This is a genomic window from Nonlabens sp., from assembly GCF_047636915.1.
GTDB lineage: Bacteria > Bacteroidota > Bacteroidia > Flavobacteriales > Flavobacteriaceae > Nonlabens.
The window spans coordinates 1-26,649 of record NZ_JBLIGN010000036.1; the positions used below are offsets into that span (position 1 = coordinate 1).

Consider the following 26,649-nt stretch of genomic DNA (forward strand, 5'->3'; position numbering starts at 1 on the left):
TCTAAATTTTCATTGAAAGGAAGGTTTTCATCAACAGATCGATTTCTGGAAAGAATTGGGAAATTGGAGTTCATGTCTAAATTTCGAATTAAGATTTTCATAGTGTAGCTTTTGAGTGTTGGTATTTGGTTTATCGGTAACGACGTTTAGAATTCCAGGAACCTGAATACGTAGTCGTGTTGCTGGTTCTAGAATTAGTGTCTTTGTGTCTATTTAAAAATCCTGTTGAAGCTGTCATGATGTTTATATTTTGTGGGTATACCTAATAGACGACTACACTTTTTAATTGTTACCGTATATTCAATAAATATTTTTTATTTGAAATTTAAATTATTGAAAATCAATTAAATACATGCTAATATTTTTAGTAACACCATAAAAAAGCGATTATTTTTAGTAGGTAATCGCTTTGATTAGGATTGTTTCGCTTTCGCGAAAGCGGAATTATTATAACTTCAATCCTTGATTTCAAAGATTATAGGTAACGCATAGATAGTCCCCACCTGTTGTCCGTTTTGTTTTCAAGGAAGCATTTGAGGTAATAGATTTACAACCCTAGCAGCTTCATCTTTAGTTTTTGATGTTTTGCACGAGATTGTACGCCTGCTACATTTCCATTCTTATCAATTTTAAATGGAACCGATATCTTATGATGACCAGAAAGTTCTTTAGCTATTTCTGTATTAAAATTTTTATTTACAAAGGAAGTGATCTTGTCTGAGGGGCATTTTTTTATTTCTGCATTTGTACCCGTGCATTCCTCAAAATGAGGGCTTCATTTATTTTTGCAAATGGAAGATCCGTATCGCTTTCTAAAATAAATGCTTGGTCTGAATTTTTTATTTCTTCTATGAGGATAGTTTCTTTTATTTGTTCTGCTTCGTCAGGGTTACAAGACGTGTCTAATACATTAGTTGATAAGAAAGGAATTACAATAGCAATTTTTAAAATTGATGCTGGAGTACTTTTACTTTTTTGTAACCTAATGATTCTGTTTCTAAGGATCGATGATTTATAGAATGGGTGAGATAAACTGAGGTGATGACAGCCTAGGGCATTTTTTAATAAGGTAGATTGATAATCTTTTGTTTCATTATTTTTAATTAATTGAGCGTCGACTATATATGGATGTATTTTTTTCAATTCATTTTGAGCAACTTAAGCTATTGGATGGAACCAAATAAAAACACGAACCAACTCGCAATAGAAAAGCTCAGAGCTATGTTTTGGAAACACATGAATGTCTTCGTGTTTTATTATTTTTTGATTAGTAATGTGGCCTAAACTTTCATCAATAAATATAAAATTGAAGAAAGAACATGCAATGCCTGTATTTGTTTTGGAGACTATCTTAAATCAGTTTTGTCTAGTAACAACACCTATACGTATTAATGGATTGATGTTAATGATTTTAAAAACAAGTAATAGAGTACTGACTATAACTCCTAAGCAACAGCTAATTAAAACAAATAAGCTTAAAGAAAAGGATTTACTAACCTCATTAGTAACCTCTTGAGAATAGTTAATAATAACTGGAGATAGACAGCTCAAATTATTGCCTAAGGCTTGAGTTAATTGAGATGGCAGGAGTATATGTACAAAAGGGGCTCCAATACTCAGTAAAGGAATACAAAGCAAATAAAGCCGATTTCATTGAAAAAAGGTTTGCTTTCTTAGAAATAGCTAGTAAACCCCATATAACAGCACGGCCAAAACGGATCTGTGGAGGAGATGCTGTATCATGATCTTTGGTTATTAAAAAAGTTTTATGCAGGTACTGCTTGCGCGCAAGCGTCGTTATTTATGGAGTTGTTCTACTTTTTATATATAAAGACAGCTGTACGTCTACGGCAATCGCTTTTCCATCCTTCATGGCAGGCATATAATGTGGTTGTCTGCCCATAATTTTGACAATATCATATCTTAACGATTCCCAAGAAGGTCCTGTTGACACTTTAACATTAGCAATCTTGCCAGCTGTATCAATAGTAAAGTTGAGGGTTATCAATCCATCTATATATTGTGAGCTGTCCTTTACAGAGGTAGTGATATCATAATTCAATTGATTGGTTAAATCTACCACCAAACACTTTTTCAATTCGCTTTCATCAATAACATGGCAATCTTCAGATCTAGGAAGTAAAAAGCCTTCTTTTATCTCGTTATCATTTTCATCCTTATAATAAAACATGGGTTGTGCAATTCTTGCCGTTGTGGTACTAGATAGTCTTGAATCAATACGGTCGTATTGATTTTTTAAAGCACTAGCTTCTGGAGTGTTTAAAAATTCTTTTTCTTTCTTTTTCCATTTCTCATTGTGTATTTGAACATAATTGGCACCTTTCTCCAACGAGTAATTTTTAATCTGTATCTCATCTAGAGATTTCAAATCTTTTAAGCTGATGGAGTCCAGTTTTTTTAGACTTTTATTCAACTCGCTTATTTGAACTTCAAGTTTTAAGGCTTCTTTTTTAGCGGTAGTACAGGAGGTATAAATAACAGTACTCAATAGAAGTAGGAGAATACTCGCATATCTAATGCGTGCTATCTTAGGTGTGGATTCTTTATATAACATAGTTATTCTAGTTTTGATAGTTTTAAAATCAAAAAACATATTTGCAAAGGGTATCTCACTCGCTGCAAAGGTTTCATTCATTAACAAATCGGTGTAATTTTTTCTTCCTAATTGATGCACAACGGCACGATCGGCAAGTAGCTCATGGGTGAGTTTTAACCGTTTAAGAAATAGGTAATGGAATAGATTGAACCATAATAGTATATTCAATAACTGATAAAATATTAAATCAAGATGATGTCTTTGTTTAATATGGACATATTCGTGAGCAAGTACAGTTGTCAGATTCTCTTTTTTAATTTGGTCTCCGATGAATACAGTTCCCATAAAAGAAAGAGCCAGACTGCTATTAGGAATCGTGTAGAAATCCTTTCCTTCAATTTGACTTTTGATTCCTTTTGATTTTAAAGAACTTAAGCTGTAATAGTTTTTAAAGAACCAGATCAATGAAATGCTGGCCCCAGCGAAATACATCCACCACCAAGAAAACTTTAAGGCAGTTTTTTGTGCTGTAAGAGGTTCTGGTTGTAATGCTATAGTAGTAACATCATAAGGTATTTGAAGCTCTTGAACAGTCGCAGAAGTTTCTATTGAAACGGTTTCCTTAGTAACTAGAGTTTGATTCAAAGCGCTGACATTTATAAAGGGAATCAACCATAATAGCAGTGGAACGATCAAAAGATAAGCTCGGTTGTTATTTAAAAAAGTGGTTTTCTTGAGGAGCACTTCATAAATCAACAGAGCAAATACATGCAAAATAAAAACGGTGGTGAAGTAATTTTGCATAATTAGTCTTTATTTACTTCTTTTAAAATCTCTTCAAGATCTTGAACGGAAAGATCTTCTTGTTCCATAAAAAACGAAACCATACTTTTAAAAGAACCTTTAAAATAATTACTGGCTAGTTTTCCGGCTGAAGCTGCTGTGTAGGTAGCTCTATCCACCTTAGGGAAATAGATGTGGCCGCGACCTTCTTTACGATAATCGACAAATCCTTTGTTTTCTAGAATCCTAATGATGGTAGAAACGGTATTGTAAGCCGGTTTGGGCATGTCCATTTTATCAATAATACTGGCTACGTTTGCCTCTTGAAGCGCCCATAGGTATCGCATTATTTCTTCTTCGGCAGTGGTCAGTGTTTTCATATTTGAACTAGGATATAAGTTCAAATATAAACTAAGAGTTTAGTTTAAACTAATTATTTAGTTAAATAATAACATACAATAGAATAAACTGCTCAAAATAAGTACTCAAGTAGTTATCGGTAAAAAATATAGGAGTGGTAATGCGCTGTAAGTTGTTGGGACTAGTTACTTATTTCTTCCCATAACTTCTCAGAAGTAAGTCTATAAGTACCTTCAAAATCCCAGGAACACTCTTCTGGAGAAATAACAGATAAGAATGGTAGCCCATCTTTACGCCCTTTATAGAGGTGATAGGTTTCACCTACTATAGGTTCAAATGAGAATTTTGCTCCATAAACGAGTTGATTATCCTCATACTTCTTAACCATTCCATCATATTGAGCTTTGAGCTGGTCAAATTGGGATTTGATTTCATGATTGACCTTATTTATATTGATCTGTTTCCATGAGGTGATATCAGGAGTTGTAATTTTAGGAGCAGACACACCACTTGAATAGGGAAGAAGTGCTGCATTGTAAGTGCCTGTTTCTTCATCATAAACTACATTGTCTGGTTTTTTATCTTTGCTCATCTTGCAAATTTACAACTTGCAGTTTTGTTCTGTAGAAGATTAACATGATTTTCTTAAACAAGAAATCGAGACTGAATCAACGGTCTCGATTTCACTAATTCATCAATTTCCCCAAACTGTTAAATAGTACGGCTAACTTATTCTTTTTTAATCCTTCTACAAAGGGTGACTGAATGATCATACCTTCTCATGCCTTGAATGTTACTTTTGGTCTGAGGAACGTCGTTTTAGCGAAAGCGTAACAATTAGAAACTTCTCTACACTAATTAACTATGACACATGAAATAAATTATACAGACTTTGAACCTAAGATGGTTGAAAAAAGCTTTTGGGGTGTAAAAACATACGAATCGACCGAGTTGGTCATGGAACAAGTTAACGAGTGGACTAGGAAAAATTACAATCGTGAAATTATCAATGTGGAAACGCTGGTATTGCCTAATTCTAACGATACACTTAAAAAAGGCAATACGCGTAGGCTTTCTTTTCAAGGCGGCTATGTGTATCTGATTCAAACCATACGGGTGTGGTACAAATAGGCATGCTTTAAATTTTATCTCCATCAGGAATAAAATAACCGCCTCTAAATGCTCAAAGCCTGTTTCATACCTGCATTGCCCTTATATTTGTTCAAAATCGATCTTATGTCCATACATTGGAAAACTGCTATAGAATTTGAAGATATCACGTATAAAAAATGTGACGGAATTGCTCGTATTGCTTTTAACAGACCAGAAGTGCGCAATGCCTTTAGACCTAAAACAGTGAGCGAGCTTATCAAAGCTTTTTATGATGCACAAGAAGACTTGTCTATAGGAGTAGTCATTCTTACTGGTGAAGGGCCTTCAAAGAAAGATGGCGGATGGGCATTTTGCAGTGGTGGAGATCAAAATGCTCGTGGACACGATGGTTATAAAGATGATTCTGGAACGGGACGTCTTAATATTCTCGAAGTACAACGCATGATACGTTTTATGCCCAAAGTAGTGATTTGCGCTGTGCCAGGTTGGGCGGTAGGTGGCGGTCATAGCCTTCATGTAATTTGTGACATGACTATTGCAAGTAAAGAACATGGTGTTTTCAAACAAACAGATACAGATGTTGCCAGCGTAGATGCTGGTTATGGAAGTGCTTATCTCGCCAAAATGGTAGGTCAGAAAAAAGCCCGTGAAATTTTCTTTTTAGGCCGTACTTATAACGCACAAGAAGCTATGGATATGGGAATGGTCAACGCTGTTGTACCTCATGATCAGTTGGATCAAACAGCATTTAACTGGGGACAAGAAATCCTTAAAAAATCACCCATAGCTATAAAGATGGCAAAATTTGCATTAAACGCTACGGATGATGGTATGGTAGGGCAACAAGTGTTTGCAGGAGAAATGACCAGATTGATTTACATGACAGACGAAGCAAAAGAAGGAAGAGAAGCCTTTTTAGAAAAAAGAAAGCCTAATTGGGGTACCGATCGTTATATTCCTTAGTTGGTTAACAGTCACCAGTCACTAGTTCTCTGTTTATAAAATTTTTGGCTTTGTTAAGAAAAGTGCCGTCAGAACGGGATTGATATTTTTGTGATTACTTATTTATTACTAGTTATTTGATCATGTAATTTCTCCCTTTTGGAAGAGGTATGCCGAACATATGGGGTTGCTTTTTTATAATAAATCCATGCTTTTCGGTTATTAGTTTGCTCTTTTTTACAACACCCCACAACTCTTTACCACATCTTCTATGTTAAGTTGCAAATGTTTAGGCAACATGTTGAATTTGGGTAAAACCGCAAGATGTCTATCCTCGTTAGAATCAAACACTTGCTTTATTAAAGGATCAGGATGACCTAATTGTTCACAAATGTCTTTTACGAGATCGATATGATGGATAAGGTTGTTGCTGCCTAAATGAAATATGCCGCGACGTCTTCTATTGATAATATAATGAAGCTGTTGAACTAGTTTACTAATGTGAGTAGCGTTGATGACCACATTTGAAAAGACTTCTATAGCCTCATTAAGTTTAAGCTGTGCTTCTATTTCATTAACGCGAGGAGATCCTACGCCGTAAATCATAGGTATGCGGCATATCACATATTTAGAAACAGGCTTGCGTAATAATTCGTTTTCAATTTTAATTTTAAACCTTCCATAGATACTTTCAGACAGTGTTTTGTCATATTCGTAACTAGGGTAATTGGAAAATCGGTCAAAGACATTAGCACTGGACAGGAAAATTATTTTGCAGTCATTCTTTTCTATATAAACAGCAATCTCAAAATGCATGCGTATCAAGCTAGTGACATTACCCCTTAACGCGGTAACTATAAATTTAGGTTTTAAATTAGTTAAAAGTATATCAAGACTTTCTAGTTCATAATCAAATTGATGAAAATGTTTGTTTTTCTCAAAAGCAGCATTATCTGTTTTGAAAGTCGCATGAACGTCAAAAAAAGGTGCAAGCTCCTTGTAAAGAGCATTTCCTATAAAGCCACTGCCTCCTAAAATTAGAATTCTACTCAAAAATGAATTTATTTAATTCTTGTTAAAACTATTTGAATGAACCTTGTGTTACACAAAATAAGCGCCTAGGTAAGTATCGAGATAACATTTCTTGGTTTTATTATCCTTTATAAATAGACACTAGGTTTTAGAATAATTAAAAAGGTAGTATCCTTAACTGATATTTGTCAGGTCGTTACTTTCCATTCTTTATTATGGAAGCGCCAGCGGTTTTCTATGTTAGTCGGAAATGACTAAGGAGTTTATTTTTTGTAAAAAGGTAATTTAATTACAGTTGCAGGAACTAGTTTTTGTCTTATCTGTATATAGATTTTACTTCCTGGCGTTGCAAAAACAGGTGGTACATATCCCATCCCTATTCCTATACCCAAAGATGGAGACATAGTGCCACTAGTAACTATTCCTAAATTTTTCTGACGGCTATCTTTTATTTCATAACCACCACGAGGTATCGCACGATCATCCATTTCAAAGGCAATTAACTTTCTATCCACACCTTTTTCCTTATGCTCTAGAAGTTGTTCTTGGTTTATAAAATCTTTAGAGAATTTGGTGACCCAGCCCAGTCCTGCTTCATAAGGTGAAGTTGTATCATCTATATCATTTCCATATAAGCAGTACCCCATTTCCAGCCTCAAAGTATCTCTTGCAGCAAGACCTATAGGTTTGATCCCGTAATTTGCTCCAGCTTCAAATACTTTTTTCCATATTTGAGCAGCTTCTGTATTCTTACAATAAATCTCAAAACCACCAGAACCAGTATAACCAGTAGCACTAATAATAACGTTTTCAATTCCAGCAAAGTCTGCCACTTCAAAATTATAGAATTTTATAGCACTCAAATCTACAGAAGTAATCGATTGCATTGCTTCTACGGCTTTTGGACCTTGGATAGCAAGAAGTGAATAATCATCAGATAGATTTTTTATATCTGCATTTACGATGTTGTGTTTAGAAATATGAGCCCAATCTTTATCTATATTCGATGCGTTTACAACTAGTAGGTATTCCTCTTCTTTAAGTTTATAAATAAGCAAATCATCAATTATGCCGCCAGTTTCATTGGGCATATAAGCATATTGAGCTTTACCTATCGAAAGTTTTGAAGCATCATTTGAAGAAATGCGTTGCACTAAATCCAACGCATGAGAACCGGTTATTAAAAATTCTCCCATATGAGAGACATCAAAAACACCTACGTTTTCTCTTACGTTTTGATGTTCTACATTGATACCTTCGTATTGCACAGGCATATTAAAGCCAGCAAAAGGGACCATTTTTGCTCCAAGTGACTCATGTATAGAAGTAAGTGCAGTGTTTTTCATGTGTGATATTTTACAAATTCAAATGTAGAGGTTTCCTAGTAAAGCAGCGCACCTTTTAAGGCTTTGAAATCAGAAACTAATGCACAAAACCACGAACAATCAATTGCAAAGATTTAATTAAATTGTAGTAAACAAAAAAAGATATATTGAAAATTTTAAGCGTACAATAGCTCGCTGAAGCTGATCAATTTGCGATAGTAAAACAACAAACATCTAGTATAGAGTTAATGAAACGGTAGGCAATACTGGTCTTTGAAAGAATCCACCAATGATTAAAGGGTGCAGCTGTACCTACTGAGATATTTTGCAGAATTGGGAATAATGGAGGCGATGGTCTGGCTATAGCTAGACACACGATCCAACACGGTTATCAATCCACCGATTATTTTACGAATTACAGTAAATAAACAGCGCCAGATTTTCTGGCAAATTAGGATCGCATCAAAGATGTTGTTAAGCAATGGCCTATTTTGTGAAGTGGTAAAGAGGATATTCAAGAGTTTACATCACAGGATATTATCAAAGACATTATTTTTGGAACAGGAATGAATAGACCTGTTGTTGGATGGATAGCAGCTTTGATAAATTATTTAAATAGCATCAAAGCTTTTAAAATCGCCGTAGACATGCCTAGTGGTTGATACGCAAATACATTACACAAATCTAAGGTTGTTATTCTAGAAATATTTCATAGCCTTACTGTGTAAACGCCCAACTTTTTTTTCTTCCTAAAACGGCTCCGTTTGTTGACATATTTGAAGTCATTAACACAGGCTTAGATCCAAAATTTCTGAGACAAGCTGCTCCACATAGAACAATTAATTACACCAGAAGCGGGTCAAAATATGTACAAGCCTTGTAAAAAAAAGCACTTATAAAGGTACATATGGTCATGTACTTTCCTTTGCTGGTAGCAAGGGTAAAATGGGTGCAACCGTTTTTTGCGCTAGAGCCCGATGAATGCTGGTTTAGGAAAAGTGACTGCTTATATTCCACAAAATGGGAATGATATTTTACAGTCTTCGCTGCCAGAAGTCATGACTTTACAAAGTGAAGGAACAGATTTTATTACCGATTTCAATCAAGAGCTCAAGGATGTTAGTTTATATATAGGATATGGAATAGGAGAGGATAAGGATACGTGTACCGCTTTCGCGAAAGCGATAAAACAACAATTATCTCCTTCAGTTTTAGACGCTGATGGAATTCTAATTCTCGCCAAGCACCTGGAATTTTTGAAAGAATTACCGAAAGATTCCATTCTAACCCCTCATGATGGTGAGTCAAAACTTCTTATAGGAGGACGTAGCAATAGCTATAATAGACTGGAAAAAGCTCAAGAATTTTCTAAAAACAACTCCGGCATATTTGTTTTAAAAGGAGCGCATACCGTGACCATTGCGAGATGTGATCTTTACATAAATCACAAGTGTGATCCAGGGAGGCTACTGCCCTGATTAGTGACGTTTTAAGCGGTATTATCGCATCTTTTCTAGCCTAAGGATATCAGCCATTTACAGCAGCTACTTTTCAGTTTATACAGATGGAGTTAGTGGAGACCTAGCATCACAGACTTATGCTCATAAAGGTATAAAAGCCTTTATCATAATCTTACTTTATAGGGACTAGCCTAATAAGTTTCTTTAAGGATAAGCTAAAGGAGCAATAAACACCACTAAAAAGAGAATAAATTACAGTTTTATTCTCAGTAGTTCGAGGACTATATTTAATATTATATATTTAGGAATGTTTTAGGCACAAATTTTTTATCTAAAATAGATGAGTTTTTTTCATCGTTTTACCAATGAATTCCCGGCAAAGCTTTTTAACTTTTTAATTCAAAAACCAACCATCGATGATTATACGCGAAATAAACGCCATGAGAGGGCCTAATTACTGGTCCATAAGACGCCACAAACTTATTGTAATGGTGTTAGATTTAGAAAAAATGGAAGAGTTCCCTACGGATAAAGTCCCTGGATTTTCAGATCGATTAAAAGAGATGTTTCCTACTATGTATTCCCATCGCTGTTCTGAAGGTTGTCCAGGAGGATTTTTTATGCGTGTCGATGATGGAACCTGGATGGGTCATGTAATTGAGCATATTGCCTTAGAAATTCAGACTATCGCAGGAATGGATACTGGTTTTGGAAGAACTCGTGGTTATGGTGAAGAAGGTGTTTACAATGTCGTATTTTCTTATATGGAAGAAAATGTGGGACGGTATGCTGCTGAAGCTTCTGTAAGAATTTGTGAAGCTTTAATAGCAGCAGAAGACTACAATATGGAAGACGACATACAACAAATGCGAGAATTGCGGGAAAGTAGTCGTTTAGGACCTAGTACAGGTTCTATTGTACAAGAAGCAGAAGCTAGGGGAATTCCTTGGATAAGATTGAACAAATATTCCCTTGTTCAATTGGGTTATGGAGCAAATCAAAAACGCATTCAAGCTACGGTCACTAGTGAAACAAGCAGTATAGGTGTAGAGCTCGCTTGTGATAAAGAAGATACTAAATTTCTTTTAGAACAGGCTGAGGTTGAAGTGCCCAAAGGAGAGATTATAAGGCGTGAACGCAGTTTAGAAGCGGCTTGTAAGCATTTAGGTTATCCTTTAGTAATAAAACCAGTAGATGGAAACCACGGTAGAGGTATTACGGTAGATATTCAGAATTATGAAGATGCTTTAGTTGGTTTTAATCGCGCAAAGGAGAGCTCAAAAAGCGGTGCTATCATAGTTGAGAAATTCATACAAGGTCAAGATTATAGGTTACTAGTAATTAATAATGTCTTAGTTGCCGGAGCTATAAGAACACCTGCACACGTAATAGGTGATGGAAAGTCTACTGTTCAAGAATTAATAGATCAAGTAAATAGTGATCCACGTCGTGGTTATGGACATGAAAATGTATTGACTAAGATCACTACTAACGAGTTAACACTCCACATTATCAAAGATGCTGGTTATAGTTTAGAATCTGTTATCGCTCTAGAGGAAAGACTTGTTCTAAAAGATACCGCAAATTTAAGTACTGGTGGAACTGCAGAAGATATTACAGATATCATACATCCTGCAAATGTCAGTATGGCAGAGCGTATTTCAAAAATTATCGATTTAGATATTTGTGGAATTGATATCATGACCACAGACATCTCTAAACCCATTTCTGAAACAGGAGGTGCAGTTCTCGAGGTGAATGCAGGACCAGGTTTTAGAATGCACTTAGCACCAACTAGTGGATTGCCCCGTAATGTGGCCGCTCCAGTAATTGATAAATTATTTCCAGTAAAAGGAGATACAGGCCGTATTCCCATTATTGCAACATCTGGTACTAATGGAAAAACGACCACAACTCGTTTAATAGCTCACATTGCAAAAATGACCGGCTATCGTGTGGGTTACACCACTAGTGACGGTGTGTATATCCAAAATAGATTATTAATGACAGGCGATTGTACTGGTCCTGCTAGTACCGAATTTGTTCTTAGAGATCCTACTGTAAATTTTGCTGTTCTCGAATGTGCAAGAGGAGGATTATTAAGAGCTGGACTAGGTTTTAAAAAATGTGATGTGGCAGTAGTCACTAATGTTTCAGGTGATCATTTGGGTTTAAAAGGAATCCATACACTTGAGCAATTAGCCAAAGTAAAAGCAGTCGTCCCGGAAACTGTTTTACCAGATGGTTATGCCATTTTAAATGCAGATGATGATCTAGTTTACGATATGCGTCGCAACTTAGAATGCAACGTGGTGCTGTTTTCCATGGATGAGAATAATCCAAGGATTAAAGCATTACAACGTTTAAACGGTATTACAGCAGTTTATGAGAATGGCTGGGTGACTATTTGCCGAGGGGAGTGGAAAATGCGCCTGATGAAAGCAGAGCATATTCCTTTAACTTATGGTGGTAAAGCAAAATTTATGATCCAAAATGTGCTAGGTGCTGTTCTTGCAGCTCATGTGCAAGGTATCAGTATTGAAGATATGAAAGCGGCCTTGGAAACCTTTATTCCATCTTCTTCACAAACTCCAGGAAGATTGAATTTATTTGAGTTTAAAGATTTTACTATTCTTTTAGATTATGCTCATAATCCGGCAGGAATGAGAGCCCTTAATATGTTTACAGATGAGTTAGAAGCAACGGTAAAAGTGGGTATAATCGCGGGTATAGGGGACAGACGAGAGGAAGATAATAATGAAATGGGAAGCATCGCTGCAGACATGTGTGATGAAATCATTATTAGACAAGACAAACGGTTAAGAGGGAAAACAGAAGAGCAGCTTATTAAAATGCTCGATGATGGTATTAGGATGAGAGATCCTAATAAAAAGATAACCATTATACCTTCTGAAAGAGAAGCGATTAAGTTTGCTGTGAAAAATGCAGTAAAAGGATCACTCATTATTTTATGTAGTGATGTAGTGCCAGATGCGCTGGAACTCGTTAAAAAGTTAAAGGAAATGGACAATCGTGGGGAATTGCATTTGTTGGATTAGGTGAGGTGGTAATTTATTGATTTAATCATTCTTAATTTATAGAATATAATTGTGTACGAGGTATTCATTTTTTGTTTTCCCATTCCTAATGGGAGAAAAAGTTACTTAAAAGAGAATTCAGAACAAGTCTGCTATTTAGCACCCATGGCTGTCGGTAGGGAAATATTTATTTGGTGGAATCCATCAAACAAGCCTTCTAAAATAAATTAAAAAGAATACATGAAAAACATTTTTTCCATAGCCATACACGGTGGCGCAGGAACTCTAGTAAAAGGAATGATGACTCCTGATATAGAAGCTCGATATAAGAATGATCTAAAGACAGCAACCGATGCTGGATACTCCGTTTTAGAAGCAGGGAATACAGCTGTTGAAGCGGTAGAAGCCGCTGTGGTGGTTTTAGAAAACTCGCCCCTATTCAATGCAGGGAAAGGAGCTGTTTTTACAGCAAATGAAACGCATGAAATGGATGCTAGTATTATGGATGGTAAGACGTTGAATGCTGGTTCAGTTTCTTTGATTACTGGAATTAAAAACCCGGTGAGTTTGGCACGAGATGTTATGGAAAAAAGTGAGCACGTATTTCTAGCTGGTGATGGAGCGCATGAATTTGCCAAGGAGTTAAGGTATAAATTTGAGGATGCCTCCTATTTTTATGATGAATTAAGACACCAACAATGGTTACAAATTAAAGATACTGACAGTTTTCAATTGGATCATTCGGTAAAAAAAGACTCTAAATTTGGTACTGTAGGAGCCGTTGCTTGTGATAAATATGGGAATATAGCCGCAGCAACTTCTACTGGTGGTATGACCAATAAAAAATGGGGACGTGTTGGAGACAGTCCGATGATAGGCTCGGGTAATTATGCTCATAATAAAACCTGCGCGATAAGCTGCACGGGAAGTGGCGAGTATTTTATACGAGGCGTAGTAGCTTATGATGTGGCTTGTTTAATGGAGCACAAAGGCATGACAGTTGATCAGGCAGCACAGGAAGTTATCCACAAACGCATTCTAGAAATTGGAGGAGATGGTGGCCTTATAGCAGTAGATGCAAAAGGAAATATTTCGATGCCGTTTAATACAGAAGGAATGTATCGGGCGAGTAAGTCTTCTAATGGTGCTGTTGAGGTGTTTATTTATAAATAGTAGCTACCTGAAATTAGGAAGAAACATGCGGCAATAATTTTATTATTTTTAATCCTTTCGTGTACGGAAGAAATGTTAGACTGTGAAGGAAAATATTCACCCTATTATAGGTATAAGAAAGATGTTGCCTGGAAAGATAGAATACATAATACAAAAATTAAAGATGAAGATATTGCTATTAAAAAAGCAAATGGAACCCAAAAATGGATTTATTACTTTAGGACTTCACATGGATAAATAGGTTAATTTCCGTAATCTGGAAACTTTTTAGATGGACAGTGATTGTTAACTAATATATTTCAAGAATGGAAAACAGATTAAAAAAATAACAAGTATTTCAATTAGTATTTTCCTTGGTCAAATGATACCGAAACAAAGATATTTTATCTGCTCAGGTTTAAAATTAGAGACGGGTAAATTGAAGATTTTTTTTAAAGTATTAGGTATCGTGGTGGGCTTTCTTTTTGTCCTTGCTATTGGGTTTATTATTTATTTCGATCTGTGAAGTACGACCCGAATTGAGAAAATAAAAAACATGCTTAAAGGGTAGAGAATTTTGAATCTTTAGTTAGTGTTGAGCATAAGGAATATCCAGAGAGGATCAATAATTCAGGAGGCTTTTATCAAGGTTTTAAACAGTTGAATAAAGCCGTAGAACTAGATTCAATAAGTCATTTAGGCTATGGATGCTGGGTGAGATTGAGAAAAGTACAGGATGATGATAAAGCACTGGCGGATTTTAATAGATTACATAGTTTAATACCAAATGTAGTAGATGCACCTTGGGGTGAGGATACTGACTTTTGCGCGTAGAGTGCCATTTTAGTCATAAGGATTATCAAAAATCAATAGAATTGTTTGATCTCGATATGGAGCTCCGTAGGGAGAATTCTTTTGATATTTATTCTTTACTTATATCTCGGACTTTGCGGATATAAACTTGGAAATTATGAGCCATCCAATGTCAAATTCAGTAGACCTTTAAATGAATCAGAATTTATAACGCAAGGCTATTTTGGTATGGCAAAAGTTTACAAAAAGCTGGGAGAATTTGATAAAGCGAAAGAAAATATGGAAACATCAGAAGAACTTATTGGTTCAAAACGAGAAGAAATACACAACGAATTTTTGAATGAAATATATCTGTCGAAAGTGGTAGAATTTAAAAAGCATTTTAATTGAGAAATAGCATTAAAATTCACACTTTAGAGCTTGCAGCGGCATCCTTTTATCTTGTATCCTGTTTAAATTATCACACCCCTATAAGTAAAAATAAACAACGCCATGCAGGGGTTTATGATACGGGAATAGCATAGGGTAACACACAAATAATTCTATTATAAACTTAAAGCCATATCCATGGAGTATCCAAAATCTCCCATATGTAAAACAGTCGCCTTTTTAACTTTTAAACCGGCCCTATTAGTGTTCGATAACAAGGGAAAGGTTTTATGGAGTAGTTGTAGTAGTTCTCTATGAAATCCACTTCTAGGGTTTATTTCACCTTTTTATCTATTTTAGTAGTTTTTAAGTTTACTTCTTTAAATCTATTCATTTTAAACTACTGTAAAATCAATGAAGCAGCTTAGATCCTATAAAATAGGGCTATATTTGTCACTTTTCTTATGCTCAATTACTATACATATTTAAATAAAAACACCACAAAGTGGGTAAGCTTTGTGCATGGTGCTGGCGGAAGTAGTTCCATTTGGTTTCGTCAAATAAGAGCTTTTAAAAAAGAGTTCAATGTTTTGGTATTGGATCTTAGAGGACATGGGAATAGCTCACCCGCATTAAAGGATACTTTTAATGAGGCCTATACTTTTGATGCAATTACAGATGATATTATTGAAGTCTTAGAACACTTAGAAATAAAAAAATCTCATTTTATTGGGATCTCTTTAGGGACAATTTTGATACGTAATCTAGCTGAAAAAAGGCATGATCTTGTAGAAAGTTTGGTGATGGGCGGTGCTATTTTAAAACTGAATGTTCGTTCTCAGGTCTTAATGCGTGTGGGTAACATCTTTAAGTCTGTTGTGCCTTATATGATCCTCTATAAACTATTTGCGTTTATTATTATGCCAAAGAAAAATCATAAAGAGTCAAGGATCCTTTTTGCAAACGAAGCTAAGAAGCTATGTAGAAAAGAGTTTATCAGATGGTTTAAATTAACGGCACAAATTAATCCTTTGTTGCGTCTATTTAGAGCAAATGACATTCAAATACCTACCTTATATGTAATGGGAGCTCAAGATCATTTATTCTTACCTTCTATTAAAAGAGTGGTGAAACAACATATACAATCTTCTTTGTACATTGTTGAAAACTGTGGCCATGTGGTAAACGTGGAGCAACCTGAAAACTTTAATATAAAGACCATAGATTTTTTGAAAGCGATACCTTCTTGAATTACCTGAAAAAGAATTGGCTTTTTTAAAGGTACTGTCAAGGAATAAATATTTACTGAACGAAACTCACTCATTTCATGATTGCGATCCAGTAAGAGAGTACGTTAGAGTTATGACCCTAGTGTTAGGGATTGCAGTGGCATCCTTTTAACTTTAAAAGCCACTGCTAACATCACAAAAATAAATATAAGGTAAAAAGATACAACGCAAAGCCCGACTATATCTCATGGGAATGCGATATAGTAACGCCCAAATTAATGTCAATACTTCTTAAAAATGGCAGTTTTATTAAATAAATGGTGCCTCTATAGGAAGTACGCTTACCGTTCTACTTTTAATATCGTACATATCACTGTTAGATAACACGTGAACGGTCATGTTTGCAATGGTCATAGGAATGCCTTCCTCTAGAAGTTTCTCATTGTTATGTTTTAACGAACTACCGTCAAAAATAATCGCCATTCCTGATCCTATAACAGTGCAGTGAGTTCCTTGTTTAATGATGACTCCAGTATCTTCAGCAAGACCTATTCCTAATAAATGCGGAAACTTTGCAATAGCTTCAGATTGTCTTCCAAAACGACCTCTTTTTATAAAATGTGTATCTATAATTAACTCAGGTATCAAGCCTAAACCGTTACGCATTCTAACGGCTCCTTTGATAAATGACTCCGTAGCACTGCCTCCAGAAATCATCTCGTCGGACATAGCCATGGCTCCAGCACTGGTTCCAGCGATGACAAAACCTGCCTCGCTTTTATAACGCTCTATCAATACCTTATGTAGGGTAGACCCACCTATTTTTTCAGTAATTTTAGATTGATTACCACCAGAAAACATAATGCAGTTTGCTTTACGTATTAAATCTATAGAAGATTTTTTTTCTGAATCTTCTTTTGTTCTTATATCTAATACAGTCACATTTTTACAGCCTAAAGTTGCAAACGCTGCTATGTAATTCTCTCCTACTTCAATCGGTATGCTAGATGCCGTTGGGATCACTATGATATGTGCGTTTGTACCACCAGATTCTTGTACGACATGATAAAGGATGCCATCCTCTATAAAATCTAAAGTATACTGCTCATTCTCTTCAATTCCTTTATCTTCATTTCCACCTATAGGGATTAAAGTACCTTTAGGATAGAATGCTAAATTGTTATTATTATTCATATAACAAAAATAATTTTTTTAAATGGAATAGCTTTAAGTATTTCCTAAGATTTAGCAGTCATTGAAAAGTACACAAAGGCACGCATTGGACTTGATGGCTTGTCTTAAGTCTCTATGAAAGATGTTTTACATCATATGATTTACAGATCTGTATGGATTGAAATTAAAAAGCATTTGTGATCCAGTAACAAAGGTTTTTAATCATTGAAATTAGACAAAAGGATAAAGGCCGCTAAATGTAAAATTATGAATAAAGCATCGCCGGTATCCCAGGTGCTAACGGATACTACAAATGGATCCATTCATCACAACTGATGTCAGGAAATGAATCTATCTTTTTTTATTTATTGCAGGTATAATAGTCTGCTAACTATAGCTGTAATAAAGCTAAGTAGTTCTATCTCAACATGATTTGAAAGGACACTGCTCTCCGACTTATGAGCAGTTTAAAGAATTAGATTTTATACCAACCATTTTTGATGATAAAAGAGCGATAATTGTGGGCCGTAGTGCTAAATTATAAGTAGAACAAAGACACAATCAGTGTGAATCTTTTTGTTTAGTTTTACGTTGATTAAACAGCCCAAAAATGATACACAAAATTTCTTCGAAAAGATTAAGTTTTAATGACTTACATCATATAAATCAAAACGTTACAGAATTAGAGTTAGCAACTGACTCCATTGCTGTAATTCAAAAATGTAGAGATTATTTAGACAAGAATTTTGGAAAAACGAATAGTACGCCTACTTATGGGATTAATACTGGTTTTGGCTCCTTATGCAATACTCAAATACACAAGGACCATTTAACTCAATTACAGCACAATTTAATCATGTCCCATGCTTGTGGGACAGGGGAAGAGGTGTCAGAGCAAATTGTGAAATGGATGTTGTTTCTCAAAATTCAAAGTCTTTCTTATGGACACAGCGGTGTGAGTGTGAAATTAGTACAACGCTTAGTTGATTTTTATAATCACGGAGTTTATCCTATTATTTATGAGCAAGGATCGTTAGGAGCTTCTGGAGATCTTGCACCACTTGCGCATCTTGCATTACCTTTAATAGGTTTGGGTGAAGTAAGTTATCAAGGGAAGCGATATACAGGTGAAGAGATCAATTCTATCAAAGGATGGGAGTCTTTACAATTACAGTCTAAAGAAGGGCTTGCTCTTATTAACGGTACCCAATTTATGCTCGCATATGGTGTATTTCTATCGTTAGAATCTCAAAATTTATGGTATTGGTCTCATATTACTGCGGCATTATCGTTAGATGGTTTTTCCTGTAATATGTCTCCATTTGATGAGCGTATTCATTTGATTAGACCTCATAAAGGCCAACTTAAAAGTGCTTCTATAATTCGTGATTTATTGGAGAATAGTGAAATAGCAGCTGATGACAAAGAAAATGTACAAGACCCATATAGTTTTAGATGCACGCCTCAAGTTCACGGTGCTACAAAAGATACGTTGGATCATGTAGTCAAGACTATACTTACAGAATGTAACTCTGTTACAGATAATCCTAATGTTTTTCCAGATTCTGACACTATTATCTCTGGTGGAAATTTTCATGGACAGCCTCTTGCCTTGGCACTAGACTTTTTATCCATAGCAATGAGTGAAATAGCAAGTATAAGTGAACGTAGGACTTTTCAATTGATGAGTGGAACACGAGGATTACCTCCTTTTTTATGTAAAAATGCAGGTCTTAACAGCGGTATGATGATTTTACAATACACAGCTGCAAGTATAGTAAGTCAGAATAAGCATCTAGCAAATCCATCTTCTACTGATAGTATTGTGAGTTCTAATGGACAAGAGGATCATGTAAGTATGGGAGCAAATGCAGCAACTAAAGCCCACAAGATTATTGATAATATAAAAACTGTTTTGGCAATTGAGTTATTGACCAGTTCGCAAGCAATAGATTTTCAAGATAAACAGACTTCTAGTTTTTTAAAATCTATAGTATCTTTACTACGCAATACGGTGCCATTCTATGAAGAAGATAGAGTGATGTACGGAGATATAAGGCTTGCTAGAGAATTGATAGAATTTACAAGTTTAGATCAAGAGTTATTGAATTAATTAACCCGACGTCAAGAAGTGTCTCATTTAATGAACTAAGAAGGCGCAGCTTAGAATATGTTAAGCGTTTTCCTGATTTTATAAACGCTTTCAACTTAGCCTTTTTATTGTAATTTTATAAATCATTATTTTAGTATTGAGCTCTAAAAAACGAATACCTCAATGGATGTGCTTTTTCTCAAGCTTGTAAGATTTAAATCCCACACAAGCGCATAGTGTTGATAATGTAACATGGCTAGACACTGCATTTAAGATACTTAAATCATGAAGTAAAACGCAGTTCTTAATTACCAACTACCTATTCACATCAAGTTCATGTAATGGAGATAAAGTTTTAAAAGAGTCATAAAAAAAGAGTCTTGAGATGTAATTCTCAAGACTCTTTTAAAATTCATAGACGCACTATCCGTTATTCTGTAGACTGCTCTTCAGAGGGTTTTTCAGACGGTTTTTCAATTTTAAGTATAAGTTTGTCATTTTCTTTATCAAAGTCCATGAAAATAGCATCGCCCTCCTCTAGCTGGCTATTTACTATTTCTTCTGCAAGTGTATCTTCAATGTATTTTTGAATAGCACGTTTAAGAGGTCTGGCCCCGTATTCTTTGTCAAAGCCTTTTTCAACTATGTAATCTTTTGCCTCATCGCTCAAGGTAAGGTTATAGCCCAAGTCCTGAATACGAGTAAATAATTTTGCGAGTTCAATATCAATAATCTTATGGATATCCTCTCTTTCAAGAGCATTGAATACGATAACATCATCGATTCTGTTTAAAAATTCGGGTGCAAACGTTTTTTTCAAAGCCGCTTGTATCACTACACGCGCATTATCGGCTTCTGCACTTTTACGTGCAGCAGTACCAAATCCAACTCCAGAGCCAAAATCTTTTAATTTACGAGCTCCTACATTAGAGGTCATGATAATAATAGTATTTCTAAAATCAATTTTTCTTCCTAAACTATCTGTCAAGAAACCGTCATCTAGCACTTGAAGTAACATGTTGAATACGTCCGGATGAGCTTTTTCTATCTCATCGAGAAGAATAACTGCATAGGGCTTGCGCCTCACTTTTTCTGTAAGCTGTCCACCTTCTTCGTAGCCTACGTATCCTGGAGGTGCACCTATCAATCTAGAAATAGCGAATTTCTCCATGTATTCACTCATATCTATACGAATAAGTGAATTTTCTGAATCAAAAAGTTCACTGGCAAGAACCTTTGCCAGTTGTGTTTTTCCTACACCGGTCTGTCCTAAGAAAATAAATGAACCTATAGGCTTGTTAGGATCCTTTAATCCAGCTCTATTTCGTTGTATCGCTTTTACCACTTGTTTTACAGCTTTTTCCTGACCTATAACAAGATCACCGATAGATTTGTTGAGATTACTTAACTTTTTCATCTCTTTAGTAGCGATACGATTTACAGGTATCCCTGTCATCATACTTACTACTTCGGCAACATTGTCTTCTGTTACTTGGTCCTTATGCAGCTTAGAAGCTTCTTCCCAAGCCTGTTGAGCTTCGGCAAGTTGTTGTTCCAATTTCTTTTCATCATCACGTAATTTGGCAGCCTGTTCATATTTCTGCTTTTTAACAACACTATTCTTTTGCACCTTTACATCTTCAAGTTGCTTTTCAATTTCAACAATTTGTTCAGGAACTTCAATATTTGTGATATGAATACGTGATCCAGCTTCATCTAAAGCGTCAATAGCTTTGTCTGGCAGGAAACGATCTGTCATATAGCGGTTAGTAAGCTTTACACAAGCATTAATAGCTTCTGGCGTGTACAGTACATTATGGTGCTCTTCATATTTCCCCTTAATGTTATTCAAAATGATAATTGTTTCTTCTACCGAAGTAGGTTCTACCATAACTTTTTGAAAACGTCTTTCTAAAGCTCCATCTTTTTCAATACTATTTCTATACTCATCAAGAGTAGTTGCGCCTATACATTGAAGTTCTCCACGAGCTAATGCAGGTTTGAACATGTTGGAAGCATCTAAGGAGCCAGCTGCTCCACCGGCACCTACTATCGTATGAATTTCATCGATAAAAAGAATAATATCTTCATTCTTTTCTAATTCATTCATTACAGCTTTCATGCGCTCTTCAAACTGACCTCTATATTTTGTTCCCGCCACAAGACTAGCAAGATCAAGTGTGATCACTCTTTTATCAAATAGCGTTCGAGATACTTTTCTTTGAATAATACGTAGGGCAAGCCCTTCGGCTATAGCACTTTTACCTACACCAGGTTCCCCAATAAGTAGAGGATTGTTTTTCTTACGACGGCTCAGTATCTGAGAAACGCGTTGTATTTCTTCAGAGCGTCCTACCACGGGATCTAGTTTATCATCTTCTGCCATTTTGGTAAGATCACGACCAAAGTTATCTAGAACTGGAGTTTTAGATTTTTTATTTACCTTTTTATCTCCACTAGGAAGGAATAGGTTTTCTTTACTTCCGTCTTGATTGTCATCCCCGGAATCATCATCACTGAACGATTGTGCACTTACATCTTCAACGTATCCGTCTTCCTGAGAAAGTATTAATTTAAATTCATCCTTAACGTTATCATAATCTGCTTTAAGTTTATTTAACAACTTTGTTGTTGGGTCATTTTCATTCCGTAGAATACATAATAATAAATGTGCCGTGTTTATTGAAGTACTCTGAAAAAGTTTTGCTTCTAGAAAAGTGGTTTTGAGAGCTCTTTCCGCTTGCCTAGTAAGGTGAAGGTTTTTCTTTTCATTAACTGCTGCCGATGTATTAGGATTTGCAGGACTTAATATCTCCACTTTACGACGCAAATTGTCCAAGTCAACAGATAAATTAGTTAAAATCTCTATTGCTTTTCCATCTCCGTCACGCAGTAAACCTAACATTAAATGTTCTGTACCTATAAAATCATGACCTAATCGCAACGCCTCTTCTTTGCTAAAGGCGATTACGTCTTTTACTCTTGGTGAAAAATTATCGTCCATATTGCTTCTTTCGTATAAATGTATTGATTTTATTCTTTTCAAAAAGCATTCCGTATAATAAAAAAGGGTTAATACTTTGTTTGCTTTCGCGAAAGCGCAATTCTAAGTAGCTTTTACAACAAAAAATAGCGCTGTAAAACTTATCCACAGCAGGTATTTAAAAGTGTTAATAAAAACAACGCTAAACACGTTTCAAAGCCTCATTATTACTAGAGATTTACTTAAATTGCTATTTGTTAAAATAACTAATTTAATACAACCTGATTTAAATGGCAGATGGAGAAAAGTTAATCCCAATTAATATTGAGGATGAAATGAAGTCAGCATACATCGATTACTCGATGTCAGTCATAGTGTCACGTGCACTGCCAGATGTGCGAGATGGACTAAAACCCGTTCATAGAAGAGTTCTTTTCGGAATGTATGAGCTAGGGGTGCTGTCCAACAGAGGTTACAAAAAGAGTGCTAGAATAGTAGGAGAAGTCCTTGGTAAGTATCACCCACATGGGGATACATCTGTTTACGATGCGATGGTACGTATGGCTCAAGAATGGTCCTTGCGTTACATGATGGTAGATGGTCAGGGTAACTTTGGTAGTGTAGACGGTGATCCGCCTGCGGCTATGAGGTATACGGAAGCAAAAATGCGCAAGATATCTGAAGAGATGCTTGCAGACATAGATAAGGAGACCGTAGATACGCAACTTAATTTTGATGATACACTATCGGAGCCTACAGTGCTACCTACAAAAATACCTACTCTTCTGGTAAATGGAGCTAGTGGGATAGCAGTGGGAATGGCGACTAATATGCCGCCGCACAATCTAACGGAAGTGATCGATGGCACCGTAGCTTATATCGAAAACAATGATATTGATATTGAAGAATTAATTACCTATATAAAAGCTCCTGATTTTCCTACAGGTGGTATTATTCATGGCTATGATGGGGTAAAAGAGGCTTTTCATACGGGTCGTGGTCGTGTAAAAATACGTGGTCGCGTGAGAGTTGAGGAAGTGAAAGGTAGAGAATGTATTATTGTAGATGAGCTCCCATATCAGGTAAACAAAGCTGATATGATTAAGAAGACAGCTGATCTTATTAATGACAAGAAGATAGAAGGGATCTCTATGATTAGAGATGAGTCAGACCGCAATGGAATGCGAATTGTATATATACTCAAACGAGATGCAATCCCTAACATAGTTATCAACAAGCTATATAAACACACAGCATTACAGTCTAGTTTTAGTGTGAATAATATTGCCTTAGTTAATGGTCGTCCTGAATTACTAAATGTAAAGCAGATGATTTATCACTTCGTAGAGCACAGACACGAAGTGGTCGTAAGACGCACAGAGTTTGAACTGCGTAAAGCAGAAGAGAGAGCTCACATTCTTGAAGGATTGATTATCGCAAGCGATAACATTGATGAGGTTATTGCTTTAATTAGATCGAGTCAGAACGGTGAGGAAGCACGCGCTAAATTAATTGAGCGTTTCGAGCTTACAGAAATTCAATCTCGAGCCATTGTAGAAATGCGTTTGAGACAGCTTACTGGTCTGGAGCAAGATAAATTGCGTAATGAGTATAATGACTTAATGGAAACTATTACTGATTTGAAAGATATTCTTGCAAAGAAAGAACGTCGCATGCAAATCATTAAAGAGGAACTTGCTGAGGTAAGAGAAAAATTTGGTGATGAGCGTCGCTCTCAAATAGAATATGCAGGTGGTGACTTAAGCATAGAGGATATGATTCCAGATGAACAAGTAGTCATTACTATTTCTCATGCAGGATATATTAAAAGAACAAGTCTGACGGAATACAAAACCCAAAATCGAGGTGGAGTAGGACAGAAGGCAAGTACTACTAGGGATGAAGACTTCTTAGTAGATCTCTTTGTAGGGACTAACCACCAGTACATGTTGTTCTTTACAGAAAAAGGGAAATGTTTCTGGATGCGGGTTTATGAAATTCCAGAAGGAAGTAAAACCTCTAAAGGTCGCGCTATTCAAAACTTGATCAATATTGAGCAGGATGATAACGTGAAATCAGTTATATGTACGCAAGATATTAAGGACGAAGAGTATATCAATAGTCATTTTGTGATTATGTGTACTAAGAAAGGTGTGGTTAAGAAAACATCTCTCGAGCAATATTCTAGACCTAGATCCAACGGTATCAATGCGATCACAGTAAGAGATGGGGATACGCTTCTAGAAGCAAAACTCACTACTGGAGACAGTCATGTTATGTTAGGTCTTAAGAGTGGTAAAGCCATTCGTTTTGATGAATCCAAAACACGTCCTATGGGTAGAAATGCCAGCGGAGTTCGTGGAATTAGATTGTCTCATGTAGATGACGAGGTGATAGGAATGGTAGCGGTTAATGATATGGACTCTAATATTCTTGTTGTATCAGAAAAAGGATATGGAAAACGTTCTAGTTTAGACGATTATAGAGAAACCAATCGTGGCGGTAAAGGAGTAAAAACCATCTCAGTTACAGAGAAAACAGGAGGTCTAGTAGCCTTAAAGAACGTAAGCGATGAAGATGGCTTGATGATTATCAATAAATCTGGAGTTGCGATACGCATGAATGTGGCAAACCTAAGAGTCATGGGACGCGCAACACAAGGAGTACGTTTGATTAATTTAAAAGGAAACGATTCTATTGCTGCGGTAGCTAAAGTTGTCAAAGAGGAAGAAGAAGAAATAGCATCTGAGGATGGTATAGCTTCTGAAGCTCAAGACACAGATACTACTGTTGTAAACGATGATAGTGAAGAATAATAAATTTTATAGTATGAAACTTAAATTAACAACACTTTTTCTGGCTGTAGTCTCTTTAACTATGGCTCAGAAAAGGGAAATGAGAAAGATTGAGAAAGCGATAGATAAAGAAGATTTTGCTGAGGCTTTTGGGATATTTAATTCTATTGATGAGAATGCTGTTGAAACGGAATATGCAGGAACTTATCAGTTTTACAAAGCAGCAAGTTTAATCGATCTTATGGGTGTTACAAAGGCGGGTCTAGAAGATTTACGTGCCGCGGAAGCTGCTTTTTATAAAGCTAAAGAGCTAGGATTTAATGATCTAACATTAGAGCTTTTGTTGGAAAATAGGATACAAAAGCGCAAATTAGATATCGCAAATGAAAAAGTTGCCGCTGGAGAGCCCCAAATTGCATTATCCCTAGTAGAGGAGGTCTATGAAAAAGATCCTAGAAATCTTGACCTATTATACGATGCTGGGAATCTTGCTTATAGTAACAGTGTATTTGATAAGGCCATCGAGAAGTATGACTTGTTGTTAGAAAAAAAATATACAGGAGAGATAACTAACTACCTAGCTACGAATCAAGAGGGTATTGTGGAGAAGTTTTCCAATAAGACCGTTAGAGACTTTTCTATCAAGAGTAAAAGTCACACTTTACCCACTTCAGAAACAACTCCTTCTAATTTAGGCGATATTGTTTTAAAAACAGTTTGGTTATATACCAATCAAAAACAGAATAAACAAAAGGCAAAATTGATTTATGAAACGGCATTACAAAATCATCCCAAAGACACATCACTAGAACTAGTAAAGGCAGATGTTTATTTGACTTTAGGAATGATGGAGGAGTATAAAGAAGCTGTTGAGAATATAGACTTAGATATTACTGACCCCAAGGTATTTGATAATTTAGGGCAGGCTGCCATGAAAAGTAAGAATTACGAAAGTGCCATGCGATATTTTAAGTCCAGTCTTAAATTGGCGCCTGACGACTATTTTGCATTAGTGAGTTTATCAAATGCTTATCTAGAGACAGGTAATTTAGAGCAGACAACTGCCGCAGAGCAAGAGGAATTATATTTAAAAGCAATCAGGAGTTTAGAGAAAGCTCACGAGGTTAAGCCAGAAGAAAAAGCCGTAATGGGAACATTATTGAGTTTATATGATTTTTTGCAGATGAAAGAAAAGTCTGCAGAAATTAAATCTAAGATGTAGTTTTAATTTATACCTTTTATTCAGAAGTAGAATATAAAAAAGCTCTTGGATTAATTTCTAAGAGCTTTTTTTATAATTTCATTTAAAAAAAAATCAAATGATTTTCTTTATCACTCTCAGTTTATGAGTATGTAGACTCTTTTCTATATTGAATATACCGCTTTGATCTAGTCGATCTATACGAACTTTACCATGTGCATGAATAATATAA

19 protein-coding genes and 2 pseudogenes are annotated in these 26,649 nt (G+C 35.7%); 12 read left to right on the plus strand and 9 right to left on the minus strand.

Features of this window, described 5'->3' with window-relative positions; translation table 11 throughout:
* Positions 1–732 precede the first annotated feature (732 nt).
* The 4 genes from ACJAT0_RS07290 to ACJAT0_RS07305 all read right to left on the minus strand — a co-directional run bounded on the left by ACJAT0_RS07290 (position 733) and on the right by ACJAT0_RS07305 (position 4,292).
* Entirely contained in the window at positions 733–1,143 is a 411-nt protein-coding gene (locus ACJAT0_RS07290) for a hypothetical protein (RefSeq protein ID WP_415181138.1), read from the minus strand.
* Positions 1,144–1,801: 658 nt separating this feature from the next.
* Positions 1,802–3,361: a M56 family metallopeptidase gene (locus tag ACJAT0_RS07295; RefSeq protein ID WP_415181139.1), complete on the minus strand. Its 1,560-nt coding sequence runs from the start codon at positions 3,359–3,361 to the stop codon at positions 1,802–1,804.
* Between the two features lie 2 nt (positions 3,362–3,363).
* Complete coding sequence (locus ACJAT0_RS07300) at positions 3,364–3,720, minus strand: BlaI/MecI/CopY family transcriptional regulator (protein ID WP_415181140.1); 357 nt, start codon at positions 3,718–3,720, stop codon at positions 3,364–3,366.
* 161 nt (positions 3,721–3,881) lie between these two features.
* On the minus strand, positions 3,882–4,292 hold the full coding sequence (locus ACJAT0_RS07305) for a DUF2452 domain-containing protein (protein ID WP_374003127.1): 411 nt from the start codon (positions 4,290–4,292) through the stop codon (positions 3,882–3,884).
* Positions 4,293–4,564: 272 nt separating this feature from the next.
* Between ACJAT0_RS07305 and ACJAT0_RS07310 the strand changes: the two genes are divergently transcribed.
* Both ACJAT0_RS07310 and ACJAT0_RS07315 read left to right on the plus strand, forming a co-directional pair.
* On the plus strand, positions 4,565–4,831 hold the full coding sequence (locus ACJAT0_RS07310) for a hypothetical protein (protein WP_415181141.1): 267 nt from the start codon (positions 4,565–4,567) through the stop codon (positions 4,829–4,831).
* A 105-nt stretch (positions 4,832–4,936) separates the two neighbouring features.
* The gene (locus ACJAT0_RS07315) at positions 4,937–5,776 is read left to right on the plus strand and encodes a 1,4-dihydroxy-2-naphthoyl-CoA synthase (RefSeq protein ID WP_415181142.1); all 840 of its coding nucleotides are present in this window, start codon (positions 4,937–4,939) and stop codon (positions 5,774–5,776) included.
* Between the two features lie 216 nt (positions 5,777–5,992).
* Here the strand turns inward: ACJAT0_RS07315 and ACJAT0_RS07320 are convergent, their stop codons facing one another.
* Together ACJAT0_RS07320 and gcvT are read right to left on the minus strand one after the other, a co-directional pair.
* A complete protein-coding gene (locus ACJAT0_RS07320) occupies positions 5,993–6,808 on the minus strand; it encodes a sugar nucleotide-binding protein (protein ID WP_415181143.1) in 816 nt (271 codons plus the stop codon).
* A 242-nt stretch (positions 6,809–7,050) separates the two neighbouring features.
* On the minus strand, positions 7,051–8,133 hold the full coding sequence (gene gcvT, locus ACJAT0_RS07325; RefSeq protein WP_415181144.1) for a glycine cleavage system aminomethyltransferase GcvT: 1,083 nt from the start codon (positions 8,131–8,133) through the stop codon (positions 7,051–7,053).
* A gap of 356 nt (positions 8,134–8,489) precedes the next feature.
* Between gcvT and ACJAT0_RS07330 the strand changes: the two are divergent.
* From ACJAT0_RS07330 to ACJAT0_RS07360, 7 genes and pseudogenes are all read left to right on the plus strand, one after another.
* A pseudogene (locus tag ACJAT0_RS07330) lies at positions 8,490–8,774 on the plus strand (NAD(P)H-hydrate epimerase).
* Positions 8,775–9,089: 315 nt separating this feature from the next.
* Positions 9,090–9,590: an ADP-dependent NAD(P)H-hydrate dehydratase gene (locus ACJAT0_RS07335; protein WP_415181145.1), complete on the plus strand. Its 501-nt coding sequence runs from the start codon at positions 9,090–9,092 to the stop codon at positions 9,588–9,590.
* Positions 9,591–9,988: 398 nt separating this feature from the next.
* Positions 9,989–12,631: a cyanophycin synthetase gene (gene cphA / locus ACJAT0_RS07340; RefSeq protein ID WP_415181146.1), complete on the plus strand. Its 2,643-nt coding sequence runs from the start codon at positions 9,989–9,991 to the stop codon at positions 12,629–12,631.
* 219 nt (positions 12,632–12,850) lie between these two features.
* On the plus strand, positions 12,851–13,783 hold the full coding sequence (locus tag ACJAT0_RS07345; RefSeq protein ID WP_415181147.1) for an isoaspartyl peptidase/L-asparaginase family protein: 933 nt from the start codon (positions 12,851–12,853) through the stop codon (positions 13,781–13,783).
* A gap of 639 nt (positions 13,784–14,422) precedes the next feature.
* Complete coding sequence (locus ACJAT0_RS07350) at positions 14,423–14,596, plus strand: hypothetical protein (protein WP_415181148.1); 174 nt, start codon at positions 14,423–14,425, stop codon at positions 14,594–14,596.
* A 207-nt stretch (positions 14,597–14,803) separates the two neighbouring features.
* A complete protein-coding gene (locus ACJAT0_RS07355) occupies positions 14,804–14,965 on the plus strand; it encodes a hypothetical protein (RefSeq protein ID WP_415181149.1) in 162 nt (53 codons plus the stop codon).
* 443 nt (positions 14,966–15,408) lie between these two features.
* A complete protein-coding gene (locus ACJAT0_RS07360) occupies positions 15,409–16,194 on the plus strand; it encodes an alpha/beta fold hydrolase (protein ID WP_374003131.1) in 786 nt (261 codons plus the stop codon).
* Positions 16,195–16,482: 288 nt separating this feature from the next.
* On the opposite strand, the gene ACJAT0_RS07365 is transcribed toward ACJAT0_RS07360, so the two are convergent.
* On the minus strand, positions 16,483–17,367 hold the full coding sequence (locus ACJAT0_RS07365) for a cyanophycinase (protein ID WP_415181150.1): 885 nt from the start codon (positions 17,365–17,367) through the stop codon (positions 16,483–16,485).
* A 589-nt stretch (positions 17,368–17,956) separates the two neighbouring features.
* Between ACJAT0_RS07365 and hutH the strand changes: the two genes are divergently transcribed.
* Positions 17,957–19,459: a histidine ammonia-lyase gene (hutH, locus tag ACJAT0_RS07370; RefSeq protein ID WP_415181151.1), complete on the plus strand. Its 1,503-nt coding sequence runs from the start codon at positions 17,957–17,959 to the stop codon at positions 19,457–19,459.
* Between the two features lie 409 nt (positions 19,460–19,868).
* Here the strand turns inward: hutH and ACJAT0_RS07375 are convergent, their stop codons facing one another.
* Positions 19,869–22,442 (minus strand): ATP-dependent Clp protease ATP-binding subunit, encoded by a 2,574-nt coding sequence (locus tag ACJAT0_RS07375; protein WP_374003134.1) that lies wholly within the window; start codon positions 22,440–22,442, stop codon positions 19,869–19,871.
* Positions 22,443–22,711: 269 nt separating this feature from the next.
* Between ACJAT0_RS07375 and gyrA the strand changes: the two genes are divergently transcribed.
* A complete protein-coding gene (gene gyrA / locus ACJAT0_RS07380) occupies positions 22,712–25,237 on the plus strand; it encodes a DNA gyrase subunit A (RefSeq protein ID WP_415181152.1) in 2,526 nt (841 codons plus the stop codon).
* A gap of 13 nt (positions 25,238–25,250) precedes the next feature.
* Entirely contained in the window at positions 25,251–26,438 is a 1,188-nt protein-coding gene (locus ACJAT0_RS07385) for a tetratricopeptide repeat protein (protein ID WP_415181153.1), read from the plus strand.
* Positions 26,439–26,531: 93 nt separating this feature from the next.
* Here ACJAT0_RS07385 and ACJAT0_RS07390 read toward each other — a convergent pair.
* Positions 26,532–26,649, minus strand: a pseudogene (locus ACJAT0_RS07390) (hydrolase Nlp/P60); the annotation flags it as partial.